The following is a 16,929-nucleotide window of genomic DNA, read 5'->3' as shown; positions in this document are numbered from 1 at the left end:
GAACCACAGGCTATCCGATGCTTGGATTCGTCAGGAAACACATCGCCGGCAACGCCTCTTTCTGGGGGCTGGTGGAATACGGCATCGGCCCCGTCGCGGCGCTGGTGGCCCTGCCCATCCTGTTCCGTCAACTGGGCACGGTGGGCTTCGGCCAGTATTCGATGATCATCGCGCTGGCCGGCTTCGGTAACGCCGCCAACCTGGGTGCGGCCGTGACCGCGACCAAGCTGGTGTCCGAACGGCTGCACGAACCGGGCGGCGCCTACCGCGCGGCGGGCGTCAGCATGTCGCTGATCGGTTGCGCGCTGGGGGTGGTCACGCTGGCCGCGGTGCTGCTGTGGGCGGTCGTGGGCCTGGGGTGGCCCGCCGCAACGTTCGGCGGCGTGGCGGTGACGCTGCTGGCCATGCCGGCGCTGGCCATCTACCTGACTCAGCAATATGACCAGCTGTTTTCGGGTTGCCTGAAAGGGCGCGAGGATTTCCGCGCTACTGCGCTGTGCGAAGTCTTCAGCCGTTCGGGCACGATGGCGCTGGCTTGCGCCACGGCCTGGCTGACCGCGTCGCCCACCTGGACGGGCGTGGCGCAGGCCTTCGGGCTACTGATCGCCGGCACCGTGAAGATGCGCGTGTTCTCGCGCGCCTACGGACGGGTGCTGGTGCGTCCGGTACGCGACCGCGCCGCGATGATGGACGCATTCAAGTTTTCGCGCTGGTCCTGGCTGAACAGCCTGAGCGCGCTGGCGTTCGGGTCCGTGGACCGCGTGCTGGTGGGCAGCCTGATGGGCCCGGCCGCGCTGGCGATCTATACGGTCGGCGTGCAAGTCGGCCAGATCATCCATACCGCAGCGGTGGCGATCTTCCAGAAGGCCATGCCGCGCGTCAGCCGCCTGTCGGTATCTCCGCCGTACGCCGGCGCCGCCGAACACGAGATCCGCCGCATGATGCTGTGGAACCTGGTGCTGTCGACCAGCGCCACCCTTGCCGTGCTGGCGGTCAGCCATCCGCTGTTGAACCTGCTGCTGGGTGACAACGTGGCCACCGGCCACCTTGCCACCTTCCGGCTGCTGATCGTGGCATCGGGGCTGCTGTCCCTGAATGCCGCGGCGCACTTCTCGCTGCTCGGCCTGGGGAATTCCCGCGCGGTCGCCATCCTGAACGGGTTGGGCGGATTGGCGATGTTGTGCGTCATGGCGGGATTGGTACACGCGGCGGGCGAGCACGCCGCGGCTTGGGGCCGCATGGCCTACGCGGCAATCACGCTGGCTGGCGTCGCTCTCGCCATCCGTCAATCCCGCCCCGACTTCCCGGGCGCATTGCCAGCGGCCACCCGATAACCCCAACATGTTGAGGTCTTACATGCGCAAGCGTCATAACGAGTACTCACGTCAGCTCATCGACTTCGTCCGCGAGCTTCGTCCGCCCGCGCCGATCGCCGGGGGCCTGTTGCCCAAGGTGACCATCGTGACTCCCTCGTTCAACCAGGCCAAGTTCCTGGAACGCACCATTCTTTCCGTGCTGAACCAGGGCTATCCGCGACTGGAGTACATCATCATCGATGGCGGGTCGACCGACGGCAGCGTGGACATCATCCGCAAGTACGAACGCTACCTGACCTACTGGGAAAGCACCCCGGACCGCGGCCAGTCGCACGCCATCAACAAGGGGTTCGAGCGCGCCACCGGCGACTACGTCGGCTGGCAGAACTCCGATGACCTGTACTTCCCCGGTGCGCTTCGCAAGCTGGGCGCGGCTGCCGCGCGGGGCCGGGCGCCCATCGTCAGCGGCAACCTGTTCGTGGCCGACGCCAATAACCAGATTTTCCGCAAGATTCACTACACGCCCGTCAACCGCGGCACGCTGACCGTGGTGAAGGCGTCCATTCCCAACCAGTCGGCCATCTTCCGCCGCGACCTGCTGCGCAAGTACGGGCTGCTGCAGGAGAGCATGCGCTACTGCATGGACCTGGAGCTGTGGAGCCGACTGTTACGCGAAGGCAAGAACCTGATCGTGCCGGACGCGCTGGGGGTCTACACCGCGCATGACGAAACCAAGACCGCGCTGATGCAGGACGTGCTGCTGGAAGAGCGCGAACAGATCGTGACCCGCATCCGGCGCACCGAGCCGGGGCTGGGCCGGCTGTTCGAACTGTCCTGCCGCGCCTCGAAGGTCGCAGCGCATGCGCGCCAAGGGGACCTGTCCTACCTGTTCGAAAAGCTGACGACCAAGATCTTCGGACGCGACGACTGGGCCGCCCACTAGAGCACCCACCAGGACACCCCCATGAGCCCGCACCGCCGCCTATCCACCCTGCACTTGCTGGGGCTGTTCGCGTTCACCGCCCTGGCCCTGAACGACGACCGTTTCATCCTGGGCGTGGGCAGCTTCAAGCTGTCGCCGTTCGACGTGCTGTTCGTCGCCATGCTGGCCGTCAAGGCGCTGCGGCTGGCCGAGCCCAGCGCCTACGCCTTGCCGCGCGGCCTGCTTGGCGCGCTGCTTGGCCTGCAGGCGATGTCGGTGATCTATCTGCTGCTGGTGTCGATGCACCATCCCGGCATCGAGACGGGCGACGTAGCGCGCGACTTGCGCATCGTGTTCTATTTCCTGTGCACGCCGTTCCTTTGCTACAAGGACATCGACAGCCCCGCCGCCTACGCCGTGCTGCAGAAGTACATCGTGGCGGCCTGCCTGGCTGTCGCCACGCTGATGCTGCTGGAGCAACTCCAGGGCTTCAGCGTGGCCAACCCACTACGTAACGTGCGGCTGGGCGTTTGGGCCATTCCCTTCGGCGTCGTCTCGCTGCTGTACTTCCGCCGCACGCTGAACGTGTCCGGGCCAAAGGCCTATGCCTTGACGGTGTACATGCTGCTGGCGCTGGTGTTCTCTTTGAACCGCAGCCAATACTTGCAGTTGGCGGTATCGGTGCTGATCGCCGTGCTGCTGGGATCGGGCCCCGAGATCCGCCGGCGCGCCGTGCTGATCTTCGCGCCTGCCGCCGTCGCGGGCGTGCTGGTATTCGCCAGCATTGGCTATCTGGACGTGCTGACCAACCGCATCTTCAGCGTGGAAAAGCTGGACGAGGACTCCAGCTACGGCGCCCGCATTCAGGAAATGCAGGGGCAGATGGACTTTTTCGCCGAAAGCCCCGTGTTCGGTAAGGGCGCGGGCTTTCGCAGCTGGGTGATGGGCGAGAACGGCTTCGAGCTCAGCACCTTCGCGCACAACTCCTGGGCGTTCTACCTGATGAAGTTCGGCGTGGTGGGCACCATCATGATCATGCTGCCGCCACTGCTGATCCTGCTGCTGACGCTACTCAAGCGGTACAACCATCCCGGGCTGGAGATGCACCGGCGGTACCTGCTGGCCACCGCCCCCATCTACATCTTCATCGACTCGCTGTCGGGCGGCCTGGCCTACGCGCCCAAGACCGCGTTCACCGGCTTCCTGCTGTGCTATTGCCTGTCGCTGATGCGCAATGCGCAGATCATGCCCGTGCCGCAGGCGGACACGCCTGGCACGACGCTCACCCCCAGCCACCGCCCGGACGCCGCGCGCCGGGCGCTACCGCGAGTGATTCCCCATGCCTGATGTCCTGTTTGTCGCGCCCGACTTGCACGGCGGCGTCGGAAGATGCGTCGCCTTCATCGTGGACGCCTTGCCGGAACAGGGCGTCGATTCCGCGCTGTTCCTGCTGCGTTCCCGCAACCGCGAATACCCGGTAGGCAATCCGCAGGTCACCCGGGCGCTTCCGGTCATCGAGTCGCCCACCAAGCTCAGGCTGATGCTGCCGCTGGCCTTCATGCGCCTGGTGGCCCAGATCCGGCGGGACAAGCCGGCGATCGTGTGCTCGCACGGCCTGCTGTGCAACATGCTGGTGGTGCTGGCCAGAAAGCTCCTGGGCAACACCTTCCGCACCGTCGCGTTCGAACACAGCAGCCCGGCCATCCATTACGGCGCGTCGCGGATGCGGCGCCTGAAGTGTTGGCTGGTCAGCCAGACCTACCGCCGCCATGACGCCGTGGTGGGCGTGTCGCGCGGCGTGAAGGAAGACCTGGTCAGCATGTTTCCGCCATTGCGCGGCAAGGTTCACACCATCTACAACGGCGTGCCGCTGGACAATGTGCGCAAGCAAGGCGCTCAGCGTCCGGAAGGCGGCAGCGATACCCCGTATCAGGTGGTGGCCGTGGGCCGGCTGGAAGCGGTGAAGGATTACGCCACGCTGGTCGACGCCGCCGCCCTGCTGGACGATCCCGGCATCGCATTCACCATCCTGGGCGAGGGTTCCGAACACGACGCATTGCAAAAGCGCATCGACGAACGCCCTTCCCGCACGTCCGTCACGCTGGCGGGCCACATCGACAACCCTTTCCCCGTGATTGCGGGCGCGGGCGCTTTCGCGCTGACCTCCATCCGTGAGAGCTTCGGCAACGTGCTGGTTGAAGCGCTGTGCCTGGGCGTGCCGGTGATCTCGACCGACTGCCCCCATGGTCCCGCGGAAATCCTGGATGCGGGCCGCTACGGCCTGCTGGTGCCGGTCGGCGACGCTGCGGCGCTGGCCGACGCCGTGCGCCGCCTGGCCTATGACGGCAGCATCCGCGAACAACTGGCCGCCCAAGGCCCCGAGCGCGCCGACGCCTTTTCCCTAGAGCGGCACTGCCGCAACGTCATCGCGCTATTCCAGCCGCTGATGCAACGCGGCACGCCTTGAACAGGACAGCATCATGCAGAAAATACCGGTTTCCGTAGTGGTCATGACGAAGAACGAGGAACGCAATATCGCCAAGTGCCTGAAAGCGCTGGTGGAATTCGACGAGGTGTTCGTCGTGGACTCCGACAGCACCGACGCCACTTGCGCGATGGCCGCGGCGCTTGGCGCCCGCGTCTCGAACTTCCAGTGGAACGGCAAGTACCCCAAGAAAAAGCAGTGGTGCCTGGAACAGCTGCCGTTCTCGCACCCGGTTGTGCTGTATGTGGACGCCGACGAGGAAATGACCCCCGAGCTGGCCGCCGAGATCCGCGAGGTATTGCCGCGCTTTGCAGCCGGCGCGGGCGGCGCCTTCGTGCCGTTCGATTACGTGTTCTGCGGCAAGAAGCTGGAACACGGCCACCGCGTCTACAAGCTGGCGCTGCTGGCGCGCGACCAGTCTCGGTTCCTGGACTACGACGATCTGGACGTGGCTCACATGTGGGAAGTCGAAGGCCACTACCAACCCCAGGTCAAGGGCGAGACCTTTGCGCTACGCCAGCGCATGGTGCACAACGACCACGATTCGCTTTTCCATTATTTCGACAAGCACAACCGCTATTCGGACTGGGAAGCCAATCTGCGCACCAAGGGGCTGATGAACGACCCGCGCGAAGCCAACGTGGGCGCGCGTGCGCTGCTCAAGCGCATTTTCCAGGCCATGCCGTTCAAGGCGCCGATCTCTTTCCTGCATTCCTACGTCTTCCGCCTGGGCTTCCTGGACGGCAAGGCGGGCTACGACTATGCGGTGGCGCGCGCCATGTATTACTGGCAGATCCGCATCAAGACCGAAGAACTGCAGAAGGCGCGCCTGGCGCGTGCCGGCGACACGCAGGCCGACACCGTGGCGGGAGCCGCCAAATGAGCACGCTTCAGCAACTGGATCGCTTTGCGCTGGCCCCCGGCCAACGCGGCCGCTCCGCGTTGACGGTGCAGCTGTGGTGGATGGTGCAAGGCACGGTGTTCCGATGGTCGCCGCAGGTGGCGTACGGTTTTCGCCGCTGGTTGTTGCGCTGCTTCGGCGCGCAGGTCGGCCGCAAGGTGCTGATCCGGCCGACCGCCACGGTGACCTATCCATGGAAGGTCCAGATCGGCGATTACGCCTGGATCGGCGATGACGCCGTGATCTACAGCCTGGGCCCCATCCATATCGGCGCGCATGCCGTGGTGTCGCAACGCAGCTACCTGTGCGCGGCCGACCATGATGCGGGCCAGCCCGATTTCCCCCTGCGCGAACGCGCGGTGCGCGTCGAAGACGGGGCCTGGGTGGCGACTGACGTGTTCGTCGGCCCGGGCGTGACGATCGGCCGCGAAGCCGTGGTGGGCGCGCGCAGTTCGGTGTTCCGCAACATGCCGCCCGCGATGGTGTGCCATGGCAACCCGTGCCGGCCTGTCCGCCCCCGCATGCCGACGCCGCCATGAAGATACTGATCTACGGTATCAACTACGCGCCGGAACTGACCGGCATCGGCAAGTACAGCGCTGAACTCGCTGAATGGATGGCTGCGCACGGGCATGAGGTCAGTGTCGTGACGGCCCCGCCCTACTACCCCCAATGGCAGGTCCACGACGGCTACCGCGCCGGCCGCTACCGCAAGGAAGAGCGTGCCGGGGTCACGGTGCGCCGCGCGCCCCTGTGGGTGCCGGCCCGCCCCGGTGGCCTCAAGCGCCTGATCCACCTGGCCAGCTTCGCGGTGTCCAGCCTGCCGTCACTGCTGCGCGCGGCCGCCAGCCGGCCGGACCTCATCCTTGTGGTGGAACCCGCCTTGTTCTGCGCGCCCGCCGCCTGGCTGACCGCCCGCCTGTGCGGCGCCCGCGCGTGGCTGCACATCCAGGATTACGAAGTCGACGCGGCGTTCGAGCTGGGCCTGCTCAAGGGCGCCGGCTTGCGCGCCCTGGTCAAACGCGCCGAACGCTGGTTGATGCGCCGCTTCGACCGCGTATCGACGATCTCGCACCGCATGCTGGACCTGGCGCTGGCCAAGGGCGTGGCGCCTGAGCGTGCGGTGCTGCTGCCCAACTGGATCGACGTCAACGCCATCACGCCTCGCGCGGATGGCGGCGACTACCGCGCCGAGCTCGGCATTCCCGCAGACGCAATCGTTGCCCTGTATTCCGGCAACATGGGCGGAAAGCAGGGGCTGCAGACGCTGGCCGACGTGGCCCGGCAGCTTGCCGACGACACGCGGGTCTGGTTCGTGTTCTGCGGCCAGGGCCCGGAGCGCGCGCCGTTGCAAGCGCGCTGTGTAGGCTTGCCGCGCGTCCGGTTCCTGGATCTGCAACCGGCGGCCCGGCTGGGCGCGCTGCTGAACACGGCAGACATCCACCTGTTACCGCAACGCGCCGGCGCGGCCGATCTCGTCATGCCGTCCAAGCTGACCGGCATGCTGGCCAGCGGCCGCCCCGTCGTCTGCGGGGCCGCGGCCGGCACGGAACTGGCCAACGTCGTCGCGCATTGCGGATTGCTCACCCCACCCGAAGATGCCGACGCCATGGCCCAGGCCATACGTACACTAAGCGGCGATGCGCACGCTCGCCAAACCCTGGGCGCGTCGGCGCGCCAGTACGCGCTGACCCATCTGCACGTGGATGCGGTGCTGGCCGCGGCCGAGCGCGAGTTCGCCTCCGTAGTCGGCGCCAAGGCCAAGCCGGCCTCCCTGAAAAGCCGCACACGCGAGAGTGATACCTAGGATGGGTGGAGCGCGAGAGTTGTAGGATGGGTGGAGCGCGAGAGTTCTTAGACAAGAAAATTTCTGCCCAGCGCGCGTAACCCATCAAGCAGCGGTGATTTCTTGGCAACTCCAGCCACAGCGCAGCCGCTGCTTGATGGGTTGCGCGCGCTGAACGCAAGCGCCCTTGCCTAAGAACTCTCGCGCTCCACCCATCCTACGGTATCCCATCAGGTGATCGCGGCGGGAACAATCGCCCCCGCCCCTCTCCCTATCCATTGCTGTCCGCCTTCCCCTGCGCCAGCGCGCCGCCGCTTCTGACCAATCCCATCTGCACCGCGATATAGGCCGCCTCGGCCTGGTTGCGCGCGTTCAGCTTCCAGTACAGGGTGCGTGCGTGGCTCTTCACGGTGGCCACCGATATGCCGACCTGCTGGCCGATCTCCCGCATCGTCTTGCCCTGCACCAGCAGCTGCAGTATTTCTTCCTGCCGCTGCGTCAGTTCGCGTAGCTCCTGCACTGGCGCGTGGGAGACGGCCTGGGGCCGGCCAGCCGGTTGGGGATAGCACTCGCCACCCGCCATCACCAGGCTGACGGCCGCGGCCAGCGCGTCGGGGCTGGAGGCCTTGGGCAGGTATCCCGCCACGCCGGTACGCGCACACACGCCCATGACCGAAGGGTCCAGCACGGAGTAAAGCACCAGGACCAGCCGGGGCATGAAGAAGGCCATCGCCTGGGAGATGAGCCCGATGTCCTGCTCGGCCATACCGCTGCAACCGACGACCAGCAATTCCACTGGACGGTTGATCGAACTGGACATGTTGAGCAGATGGGCTGGCGAAATGGCCAGGATGTCGTCGGCGTTCCGGACACGTTCCAGTACATGCTGGATTGCGACGCGAAGCAGAGCGTAGTCTTCGATCAGTACGGTTGTCATCCCGGGAGGAACCTTGTGACGCATGGCCCATACACGGTTCCCGTCACATCGGCGCATCAGGCTGCCAAGGCAGGTTTTGGCGGTGCGCCGGCATGACGGGAATCTCGTCCGCGCTATTGGATCGCGATCGCGAGGCGTTGTGATTCGCGCTCTCAACCCATGCTTGCGGACACAACCCATGCTATCAGCGGCTACGTCCGCTGAATCTCGGTCAGGTGGATGATTGGTGGAGGAAAGGCGTGCCGAGCGGCACGCCGGGCCCTGCTATCTATGCCTTAGCCAGGATGGCTATGAGGACCCGGCAGCAACGGAACCTGTGCGTTCCAGGCTGCCGGGCAGGCAGCGCAACCGGCTACTACCCCAGCTTGCGCCCATAGATCTGCCCGGCGTCCGTATCCCTGCCATTGGGATCATGCCATTCCAAGGTCGCGCCACGCTGCAACGCCGCGTACACGGCCTCTCCCTTGTTCTTGACATGCAGACGCTGGTAAAGCGTGCACGCATGCGTCTTGGCAGTGGCGACCGAAATATTGAGCATGCGGCTAACCGTCTTGATCGGATAGCCCCTGGCCAGCAACACCAGGACTTCGTACTGACGTGGAGTGATCTGAAGCAACTGCGCCCCGGCGCTGACCGGCATCGTGCCCTTTCCGGATGCGTCGTCGGCATCGCGGGAAGGCAAGGCGCAAACCGTAGCCGCAGGCGCCTGCAATGCTTGCTCGCTGGGGAAGCACTGCCCGCCTGCCATCACCAGGCGTATGGCGGCTTCCAGGATTTCGACCGAAGCGGTCTTCATCAGGCAACCGTACACGCTTGCGCCAGGCAGGCCTTGAACCGGCATCGGCAAGGGCATCACGTCCGTCAGAAGCAGAATCCGCTTCGGGGTGAGCACACGCTGGATCTCGTGCAATGCGCTCCATGCCTCGTCGGTATCTACCGGCAACCCGTAGATCAGAAGATCGGCGCCAGCGTGCGCGCCGTCGGCCTTGGACAAATCTGCCAGGCCCATCCCCTCGATTTCCCACACATCATCCAACTTGCTAAGTATCTGCCACAACCCCAACCGCAATAGCGGATGAGCTTCAATCAGGACCATCTTGGCCATGGTGTCCTCCCGGTTTTTCGACGGGCCTAGAAGGGATCTTCGCTGTGCTGAAGACTATTTTTTTTCCAACCCTGCGGTGGGTGGTCCGCACCATCCCGGAATATCTAATGAAGCTGGACCGGGGCGTTTGGGCTGGGCAACTTTGGTAGCCAACATAACGGATGGCATGAACCCATCTTATGGTTCGAAACTGCCAAAATCAAGACGTTTCAGGGCGATATAATCCGATAAAAACAGAAATCATTCGTTAGCCTTAATCACTATCGTAAATAGGGATGAGATGACCGTCTCCCCCTTATTACCGCTAGGGTTTCTACCAAGAATCCATGTTGTTCCCAGGAGATCCCCCTCCTTCCTCACCGTGCGCAGGCGCAATGGGGACGGGGATGAGGGGGAGGAAGCGCCCGAAAAAAAGCCGCAGCGGGGCACACCCCCGCCGCGGCAAGAAAGTCCGGTTTTGGATGAAAAGCCTATCTATATGTTTCCACGGACACACCCCGCCCGTGCAGGCATCTTGCAATCGAAATATAGGTAACATTTTTATTTTTGTGCCGGAGGCGTCATTTACTCCATATAGGCGAAGTCAAATACCGTATGACCCCCTTGATGATGCCAATGGTGCATTGAAGCATGACGCTTCCTCAAAAAGCTCGCGTAGTGGATTTCGCCGTCCGTTTCGACGTAGGTGGTCGGCGAGAGCTCCTCGATCCGGTTCAGCGAGACGCCCTTGCCGTAGTGGCAGAAGCCCTGGTACTGAGCGCATCGGATCACGTCTCCGCTAGGCGAGACAACGATTCCGGCGTTACGGGCCCGCATCGGGTTGCGCACGATAGGGTTGCACGCGTGCGGCGTCCAGACGGTGGATCGCGGCGAATCCGAAAAAAATGCGAAAAGCTCGTCACAGTGGCTTTGCCCGTCTGTTCGATCAATATTCGTTAATAACCACCAGTATTCTCCGTGTTTAAAAATAATAGTATCCACGGCGGATATATTGGTCATCAGCGTGACATCAAGCTCCCATTTAAGCGGAAACTCCGTGCACTTCCATAATTCAATACTGCGGTTTCCGCACGTTTCCGGCACCATGTACGTCACGCCTTCGTGTTCGAATATATATGGAAACGACAGGTGATAAGGCAGGTTCAGGGCGGTGCCAAGCAGCCGGAAAGCCCCGTCGGAGTAGGTCGCGACCGAAATTGTCCCCTTGCGGGAAGTGAAGTCGTAATCCTCGAAAAAAATATATGGTTTCTTATCGTGGGTATATACAAAGGGGTCCGCGAAAAAACGCCCCTTAGGCGGTTGCAACACCTTCGCCTCGGATATCACCGCCTGTTGCCGCGATGACGGAAACATGCCGATCCGCCATCGGACATTACGTTTCATGATGCGGCGCACAATCAAATCCGATATTAACCAGGCCTGACGCGCGATATATGCCGCACTGTCCCACTCCGCCGGATCAGGCCGGCGCGGCCCGCTCATGATCTGCATTTCAGGCGCCGCCAAGGCCTGCCTGGCGCGGGCCAGCGCCTGCAGGGCGTCGTAGACCATGAAATTTCCCAGGCTGAAAGCACGAGCCTGATTTTTCAACCAGAACACTTCCGTGTTGAAACTGCGCTGGTCCAGCAGCTCATCCTGATCCGCTTGCGGACCGACGCGCCAGAGTTTCACCGTGGTGTGATCCTCGCGTTGATAAACCTCCCAGAAACCGGCATATCGGCTGGTCGACACCGCGATATCCGAATAGCTCAGCTGCCAGACGCCCAGGCGCGCCCACCCCATCATCTGGGCCCGCGTGGCCAGCGACGCGCCCAGCGTGATCACCAGGTCCAGGCCCAGCGCGGCCACGACGTCCTCGCCCGGCGCCCCGTCGTCCAGCTCCCGCGGCTCTCGCGGCATCAGCGGCAATACCGGCACGCCAGCCGGCATGCTCTGCCGCATGTCGCGACAATTGGCCAGCATCTGGCGCTGCTTGACCGGCAGCAGCCGGGCTTCGAAGCGCGACAGCGTGCCGAACAGCGCCTTCATGCCCAATCGCGGCGCCTTGCCCATGCCTTCGGGGGATATCACCAACAAGGCGGACATGTCGAAGTCCTGACTGTGGATCAACCACTCCGCCATCTCATGCATCCAGCCGGGTTGCTCATACCCGTCAACCAGCAGTCCCACTCGGTAGGTCTTCATTTGTCCTGCTCCTGTGTCAGGGCGCACGGGTAGCCGCAGCGGTCTGGCAAACGGGCCCGCGTCACGTATCGCCGGTGCAATGCGTTCAAGTCCTCGCGCTGATACTGCGGCGTTTTCGACGCGCCTTCCAGACCACATTCATCCTAGGTCGGCCGTCCGAGGGCAAACGGCTCAGCCCCCCGCCTACGGTCGATGTTCGGGTCGTCCGACTGCGCGAGCCGCCTCATCCATCTGGTCTACCTGGCCCGGTGCTTCAATACCTGAAGGGTTCATGGCGACCAGTGCTTCGGTACCTGAAAGGTTCAGATCAACCGGCGCAGAAGCGCCATTACGGGTAAACCCTATTGGGGATAGCCGAGGCTCGCTTCTCGGACTTCGCTACCGCATAATGTTTTTAAACGAACGTTTGAATTCAACCTTATGCAAGAAATCAGAACCCCAAACACCCGCGAATCCATCCTGGACACAGCCGAAGCGCTGTTTGCGCAACAAGGCCATGACGGAACATCGATGCGACAGATCACCGGCGCGGCCGGCGTCAATCTGGCATCGGTGAACTATCACTTCGGCTCCAAGGAGTCACTCGTGCAGGCGGTGCTCAAACGGCGCCTGGAGGTCCTCAATCGCGAGCGTCTGCGCCTGTTGGATGAACTGGAGTCGCAATCCGGCGGCAAGCCCTTGAAGCCGTCGCTCATCGTGGACGCCTTCTTCGGCACGCTGCTGAGGCTGGCCGCCGATCCCGCGCAGGCGGGCAGCACCTTCCTGCCGCTGCTTGAACGCACCATGACCGACCCGTCCGACTTCATTCGCGCGCTGTTCGCCGAGGAATACGCCGACGTGCTGGAGCGCTACCGCAATGCCCTGTTCGCCGCGCTGCCCGACGTGCCCAAGGCCGAAATCGTGTGGCGCTTCCAATTCATGCTTGGCGCCACGTCGTACGCCATCATCGGCACGGACCTGCTGCGGTCCGTCACGGGATGGACGCTGGACGAAGCCGAACAACCCGACAACCCCGACCTGCTGCTGCCCCGGCTGATGAGCTTCCTGCTGGGCGGGCTACGCGCGCCGCTGCCACCGTTGGCCGGCACATAGCCCGCCACGCGGACCGGCAGCCAGAACAGATCCCATACGGAGACAAAGAAATGAACGCAGTCCTCATCGCGCTGGTCGTTATCGCGCTCCTTGCTGCCGTCGTGCTGGGCGTGCGCCCCATCCGTCGGGCGCTGCTGTCCGCGCCGATCTTCAACCTGTACCGGAAGGTGCTGCCGCAGATGTCGGACACCGAGCGCGACGCGCTGGAGGCCGGCAGCGTGTGGTGGGAAGGCGAACTGTTCCGCGGCCGGCCCGACTGGAGCCGCCTGCTGGCCTACCCGCGTCCGCGCCTGACCGACGAAGAGCAGCACTTCCTGGACAACCAGGCAGAGCAAGCCTGCCGCATGGTCAATGACTGGAGCGTTACGCAAGAACGCTACGACCTGCCCGCCGATGTCTGGACCTACCTGAAGTCGCAGGGTTTCCTGGGCATGATCATCCCCAAGGAATATGGCGGCCTGGCCTTCTCTGCTTACGCCCATTCCGAGATCGTCACCAAACTGTCCACGCGCTCGTCCGCGCTGGCCGTATCGGTCATGGTGCCCAATTCCCTCGGCCCCGCCGAACTGCTGCTGCACTACGGCACCGACGAACAGAAGAACCACTACCTGCCCCGCCTGGCGCGCGGCGAAGACGTGCCCGCCTTCGCGCTGACCAGTCCCTGGGCCGGTTCCGACGCCGCAGCCATCCCCGACAGCGGCATCGTCTGCAAGGGCGAATGGCAGGGCAGTGAAGTGATCGGCATGCGCGTCACCTGGGACAAGCGCTACATCACCCTGGCGCCCGTCTGCACCTTGCTGGGCCTGGCGTTCCGCCTGTATGACCCCGAGGGCCTGCTGGGCGGCAAGAAGGACTTGGGAATCACCTGCGCGCTGGTGCCGCATGACCACCCCGGCGTAGACACCGGCCGGCGCCACTTCCCGCTCAATGCGATGTTCATGAACGGGCCCACTCGCGGCACCGATGTCTTCATGCCGCTGGACTTCATCATCGGCGGCCCGGCCATGGCGGGCCAGGGCTGGCGCATGCTGATGGAATGCCTGGCCGCGGGCCGTTCGATTTCACTGCCCTCCTCCAACACCGGCATGTCCAAGCTGACGGCTCGCGCCGTGGGCGGCTATGCGCGCGTGCGCAGCCAGTTCCGCATGCCCGTGGGCAAGTTCGAAGGCGTCGAAGAAGCGCTGGCGCGCATCGGCGGCCATACGTACATGATGGACGCGGCGCGCAGCATGACTGCAGGCGCCGTGGACCTGGGCGAAAAACCTTCGGTCGTCTCGGCGATCGTGAAATACCACGTGACCGAACGCGCGCGCCAGGTCGTCAACGACGGCATGGACGTGATCGGCGGCAAGGGCATCTGCCTGGGCCCCAACAACTTCCTGGGGCGGGCGTATCAGCAGATCCCCATCGGCATCACCGTCGAAGGCGCCAACATCCTGACGCGCAGCCTGATCATCTTCGGCCAGGGCGCGATCCGCTGCCACCCCTATGTGCTGGCCGAAATGCAGGCTGCCCAATCGCCGGACCGGAAGCAAGGCCTGACCGATTTCGACCGCGCCTTCTGGGGCCATGTCGGCTTTGTCGCCCGCAACAAGCTGCGCGCGCTGGGCACGGCGCTGACCGGAGCCCGCTACGTCGGCGTGAACGCCGATGTCGCGCCGGACATGTTGCGGTACTACAAGCTGCTTAGCCGCTACTCCGCCGCCTTCGCCTTGCTGGCCGATACCTCGATGCTGGTGCTGGGCGGCAGCCTGAAGCGTCGCGAGCGCCTGTCGGCGCGGCTGGGCGACGTGCTGTCCCAGATGTACCTGATCAGCGCCACGCTCAAGCGCTACGAAGACGAAGGCCGCCAGGCCGCCGACGCGCCGCTTGCGCACTGGTCGGTCCAGGACGCGCTGTTCAAGCTGCAGGAAGCGTTCGACGGCGTGCTCGCCAACTACCCCAACCGCTTCGTGGCATGGAGCCTGGCCCGCATCATCTTCCCGTGGGGCCGCACGCAGTCGCCGCCCTCCGACCAGCTTGGCCAGGACGTGGCGCGCCTGCTGATCAACCCCAGCGCCACGCGCGACCGACTGACGGCGGGCTGCCACCTGCCCGCCACGGCTGATGAGCCCGTGGGCGCCATCGAACAGGCGCTGGCCGCCACGCTGGAGGCCGAGCCCATCGAAGCCAAGATCCGCGAACTGGAAAAGCGCGGCGCGCTGGAAGGCAACCCGCAGGCCAACGTGCGCGACATCGCGGATGCCGCCTTTGCGGCCGGCGGCATCACCGCCGAAGAATATGCGGTGGTGAAACGCCGCAACAGCTTGCGCGATACCGTCGTGAAAGTGGATGATTTCCCCTTCGACCTTGGCGCGTCGGGTGCAACCAAGCCCGCCGCCGAGCTCAAGGTCGCCTAAGGGAGGGAACGGATGGCATTCAAACCGGTTTACGTCGTCGACGGCGCCCGCACGCCCTTCCTGAAAGCGCGCACCGGGCCCGGCCCCTTCTCCGCCGGCGACCTGGCCGTGCAGGCGGGCCGCAGCCTTCTGCTGCGCCAGCCCTTCGCGCCCACGGACTTCGACGAGGTCATCGTGGGCTGCGCCGCCCCTTCGCCCGATGAAGTGAATATCGGCCGCGTCATCGCGCTGCGCCTGGGCTGCGGCAACAAGGTGCCCGGCTGGACGGTGATGCGCAATTGCGCCTCGGGCATGCAGGCATTGGATTCCGGCATCGCCAACATCCAGTCCGGCCGCTCGGAACTGGTGCTGGCGGGAGGCACGGATGCTCTCTCCCGCGCGCCGCTGTTGTTCTCGGACGACATGGTGCGCTGGTTGGCCGGTTGGTACGCGGCCCGCGGCGTCGGCGCCAAACTGGCCGCCTTGCGTCGCTTCCGGTTGAAGAATCTGGCCCCGGTCATCGGCCTGTTGAAGGGCCTGACGGACCCCGTCGTGGGCCTGTCGATGGGCCAGACCGCCGAAAACGTCGCCACCCGCTTCGGCATCGATCGCGCCGCCATGGACGCCTATTCGGCCGGCAGCCATCAGCGCGCGCTGGCCGCCCGCGCGGCCGGCGTCATGACCGAGATCACGCCGCTCATCGATACCCAAGGCAAGCTGTATCCCGATGACGACGGCGTGCGCGAAGACTCCACGCCGGAAAAGCTCGCCAAACTCAAGCCCGTATTCGACAAGCCCTGGGGCAACATCACCGCCGGCAACAGCTCGCAAGTGACCGACGGCGCTGCCATGCTGGTGCTGGCTTCCGAGGCGGCCGTCGCCAAATGGAACCTGCGCCCGCTGGGCCGCATCGTCGACAGCCAGTGGGCTGGGCTGGATCCGGCGCAGATGGGCCTGGGGCCCGTGCACGCGGCCACCCCCATCCTGCAACGCCACGGCCTGGGCTTGAATGACCTGGATTTGTGGGAGATCAACGAGGCTTTCGCCGCCCAGGTGCTAGGCTGCCTGGCGGCATGGCGCGACGACGCCTATTGCCAAGCGCACTTCGGTACGCCAGCATGGGGGTCGCTTGACCCCGCCAAGCTCAACGTGGACGGCGGCGCCATCGCGATCGGGCATCCCGTGGGCGCGTCCGGCGCCCGCATCGTCCTGCATCTGCTTGACGCCCTGAAGCGCCGCGGCGCCAAACGCGGCATGGCGGCCATCTGCATCGGCGGCGGCCAAGGCGGAGCAATGCTGGTTGAAACCCTGGACGAGGACCGCCCATGACGACGTTGGACTCGCTTTCCCACTGGCGCCTGGAGCGCGACGCCGACGGCGTGGCGTGGCTGACGTTCGACCGGGCGGGCAGCGCCGTCAATGCCCTGTCGGCCGACACCATGGCCGAACTTGCCTTTGTGCTGGACGCGCTGGACGCCGCTCCGCCCAAGGGCTTGATCATCCAATCCGGCAAGGCCACGGGCTTCATCGTGGGCGCGGATGTCAATGAATTCGCCAGCCTGGACACGCCCGAACAGGGCCGCGCGCTGGTGGCCCGCGGCTGGAACCTGTTCAAGCGCCTGGCCGCCGTGCGCTATCCCACGCTGGCGCTGATCCAGGGTCACTGCCTCGGTGGCGGACTGGAACTGGCGCTGGCCTGCCGGTATCGGCTGGTGGCCGACCAGCCGGGTACGTCGCTGGCGCTGCCCGAAGTCATGCTGGGCATCTTCCCCGGCTGGGGTGGCATGTTGCGCCTGCCGCAAGTCATCGGCGCGCCCGCCGCG

Annotated in this window: 14 protein-coding genes; 11 read left to right on the top strand and 3 right to left on the bottom strand. The window is 64.8% G+C overall.

Going from position 1 to position 16,929, the window contains the following annotated elements; genetic code table 11:
* Positions 1 to 17 precede the first annotated feature (17 nt).
* Genes AC27VE_RS21375 through AC27VE_RS21345 form a run of 7 tightly spaced genes read left to right on the top strand, consistent with a single transcriptional unit; the run spans position 18 to position 7,431 of the window.
* A complete protein-coding gene (locus tag AC27VE_RS21375) occupies positions 18 to 1,334 on the top strand; it encodes an oligosaccharide flippase family protein (RefSeq protein WP_088589062.1) in 1,317 nt (438 codons plus the stop codon).
* 22 nt (positions 1,335 to 1,356) lie between these two features.
* Positions 1,357 to 2,259, top strand: a complete 903-nt coding sequence (locus tag AC27VE_RS21370) for a glycosyltransferase family 2 protein (protein WP_006225563.1) — start codon at positions 1,357 to 1,359, stop codon at positions 2,257 to 2,259.
* A 21-nt stretch (positions 2,260 to 2,280) separates the two neighbouring features.
* Positions 2,281 to 3,585 (top strand): O-antigen ligase family protein, encoded by a 1,305-nt coding sequence (locus AC27VE_RS21365; protein ID WP_088589063.1) that lies wholly within the window; start codon positions 2,281 to 2,283, stop codon positions 3,583 to 3,585.
* Positions 3,578 to 4,705 carry a glycosyltransferase gene (locus AC27VE_RS21360; protein WP_427958048.1) on the top strand — a complete coding sequence of 376 codons (1,128 nt, stop codon included), beginning with the start codon at positions 3,578 to 3,580 and terminating at the stop codon, positions 4,703 to 4,705. The genes AC27VE_RS21365 and AC27VE_RS21360 overlap by 8 nt, the downstream gene beginning before the upstream one ends.
* 13 nt (positions 4,706 to 4,718) lie before the next feature.
* Entirely contained in the window at positions 4,719 to 5,606 is an 888-nt protein-coding gene (locus AC27VE_RS21355; RefSeq protein WP_088589065.1) for a glycosyltransferase family 2 protein, read from the top strand.
* Complete coding sequence (locus tag AC27VE_RS21350; RefSeq protein ID WP_006225559.1) at positions 5,603 to 6,163, top strand: putative colanic acid biosynthesis acetyltransferase; 561 nt, start codon at positions 5,603 to 5,605, stop codon at positions 6,161 to 6,163. Before AC27VE_RS21355 ends, AC27VE_RS21350 begins: the two co-directional genes overlap by 4 nt.
* Positions 6,160 to 7,431 carry a glycosyltransferase WbuB gene (locus AC27VE_RS21345; protein WP_488704901.1) on the top strand — a complete coding sequence of 424 codons (1,272 nt, stop codon included), beginning with the start codon at positions 6,160 to 6,162 and terminating at the stop codon, positions 7,429 to 7,431. Before AC27VE_RS21350 ends, AC27VE_RS21345 begins: the two co-directional genes overlap by 4 nt.
* Positions 7,432 to 7,681: 250 nt before the next feature.
* Here AC27VE_RS21345 and AC27VE_RS21340 read toward each other — a convergent pair whose 3' ends face one another.
* From AC27VE_RS21340 to AC27VE_RS21330, 3 genes are all read right to left on the bottom strand, one after another.
* Positions 7,682 to 8,347 (bottom strand): LuxR C-terminal-related transcriptional regulator, encoded by a 666-nt coding sequence (locus AC27VE_RS21340; RefSeq protein WP_427958652.1) that lies wholly within the window; start codon positions 8,345 to 8,347, stop codon positions 7,682 to 7,684.
* 355 nt (positions 8,348 to 8,702) lie between these two features.
* The gene (locus AC27VE_RS21335; RefSeq protein WP_006225555.1) at positions 8,703 to 9,452 is read right to left on the bottom strand and encodes a response regulator transcription factor; all 750 of its coding nucleotides are present in this window, start codon (positions 9,450 to 9,452) and stop codon (positions 8,703 to 8,705) included.
* 564 nt (positions 9,453 to 10,016) lie between these two features.
* Entirely contained in the window at positions 10,017 to 11,636 is a 1,620-nt protein-coding gene (locus AC27VE_RS21330) for a glucosamine inositolphosphorylceramide transferase family protein (protein WP_427955122.1), read from the bottom strand.
* Positions 11,637 to 12,056: 420 nt separating this feature from the next.
* On the opposite strand from AC27VE_RS21330, the gene AC27VE_RS21325 reads away from it, so the two are divergent.
* The 4 genes from AC27VE_RS21325 to AC27VE_RS21310 form a co-directional block, all read left to right on the top strand.
* Positions 12,057 to 12,728, top strand: coding sequence for a TetR/AcrR family transcriptional regulator (locus AC27VE_RS21325; RefSeq protein ID WP_255469041.1), 672 nt, complete (start codon positions 12,057 to 12,059; stop codon positions 12,726 to 12,728).
* Positions 12,729 to 12,778: 50 nt separating this feature from the next.
* A complete protein-coding gene (locus AC27VE_RS21320) occupies positions 12,779 to 15,127 on the top strand; it encodes an acyl-CoA dehydrogenase (protein WP_488704900.1) in 2,349 nt (782 codons plus the stop codon).
* A 12-nt stretch (positions 15,128 to 15,139) separates the two neighbouring features.
* Complete coding sequence (locus AC27VE_RS21315) at positions 15,140 to 16,435, top strand: acetyl-CoA C-acetyltransferase (RefSeq protein WP_488704899.1); 1,296 nt, start codon at positions 15,140 to 15,142, stop codon at positions 16,433 to 16,435.
* A partial coding sequence (locus AC27VE_RS21310; RefSeq protein WP_488704898.1) for an enoyl-CoA hydratase-related protein occupies positions 16,432 to 16,929 on the top strand: 498 nt, incomplete at its 3' end. The genes AC27VE_RS21315 and AC27VE_RS21310, both read left to right, overlap by 4 nt.

The sequence above is a fragment of the Achromobacter sp. 18P8.1.1 genome, from assembly GCF_057799415.1.
Note: the sequence above shows the minus strand (reverse complement) of the source record. Positions and strands in the feature narration are given on the sequence as shown.

What these genes read in the sequence shown, in the direction of transcription:
- AC27VE_RS21350 (WP_006225559.1), top strand. Translation starts at nt 5,603, where the DNA reads ATGAGCACGCTTCAGCAACTGGATCGCTTTGCGCTGGCCCCCGGCCAA.
- AC27VE_RS21330 (WP_427955122.1), bottom strand. Translation starts at nt 11,636, where the DNA reads ATGAAGACCTACCGAGTGGGACTGCTGGTTGACGGGTATGAGCAACCC.
- AC27VE_RS21345 (WP_488704901.1), top strand. Translation starts at nt 6,160, where the DNA reads ATGAAGATACTGATCTACGGTATCAACTACGCGCCGGAACTGACCGGC.
- AC27VE_RS21315 (WP_488704899.1), top strand. Translation starts at nt 15,140, where the DNA reads ATGGCATTCAAACCGGTTTACGTCGTCGACGGCGCCCGCACGCCCTTC.
- AC27VE_RS21335 (WP_006225555.1), bottom strand. Translation starts at nt 9,452, where the DNA reads ATGGCCAAGATGGTCCTGATTGAAGCTCATCCGCTATTGCGGTTGGGG.
- AC27VE_RS21355 (WP_088589065.1), top strand. Translation starts at nt 4,719, where the DNA reads ATGCAGAAAATACCGGTTTCCGTAGTGGTCATGACGAAGAACGAGGAA.
- AC27VE_RS21370 (WP_006225563.1), top strand. Translation starts at nt 1,357, where the DNA reads ATGCGCAAGCGTCATAACGAGTACTCACGTCAGCTCATCGACTTCGTC.
- AC27VE_RS21320 (WP_488704900.1), top strand. Translation starts at nt 12,779, where the DNA reads ATGAACGCAGTCCTCATCGCGCTGGTCGTTATCGCGCTCCTTGCTGCC.
- AC27VE_RS21340 (WP_427958652.1), bottom strand. Translation starts at nt 8,347, where the DNA reads ATGACAACCGTACTGATCGAAGACTACGCTCTGCTTCGCGTCGCAATC.
- AC27VE_RS21360 (WP_427958048.1), top strand. Translation starts at nt 3,578, where the DNA reads ATGCCTGATGTCCTGTTTGTCGCGCCCGACTTGCACGGCGGCGTCGGA.
- AC27VE_RS21325 (WP_255469041.1), top strand. Translation starts at nt 12,057, where the DNA reads ATGCAAGAAATCAGAACCCCAAACACCCGCGAATCCATCCTGGACACA.
- AC27VE_RS21375 (WP_088589062.1), top strand. Translation starts at nt 18, where the DNA reads ATGCTTGGATTCGTCAGGAAACACATCGCCGGCAACGCCTCTTTCTGG.
- AC27VE_RS21365 (WP_088589063.1), top strand. Translation starts at nt 2,281, where the DNA reads ATGAGCCCGCACCGCCGCCTATCCACCCTGCACTTGCTGGGGCTGTTC.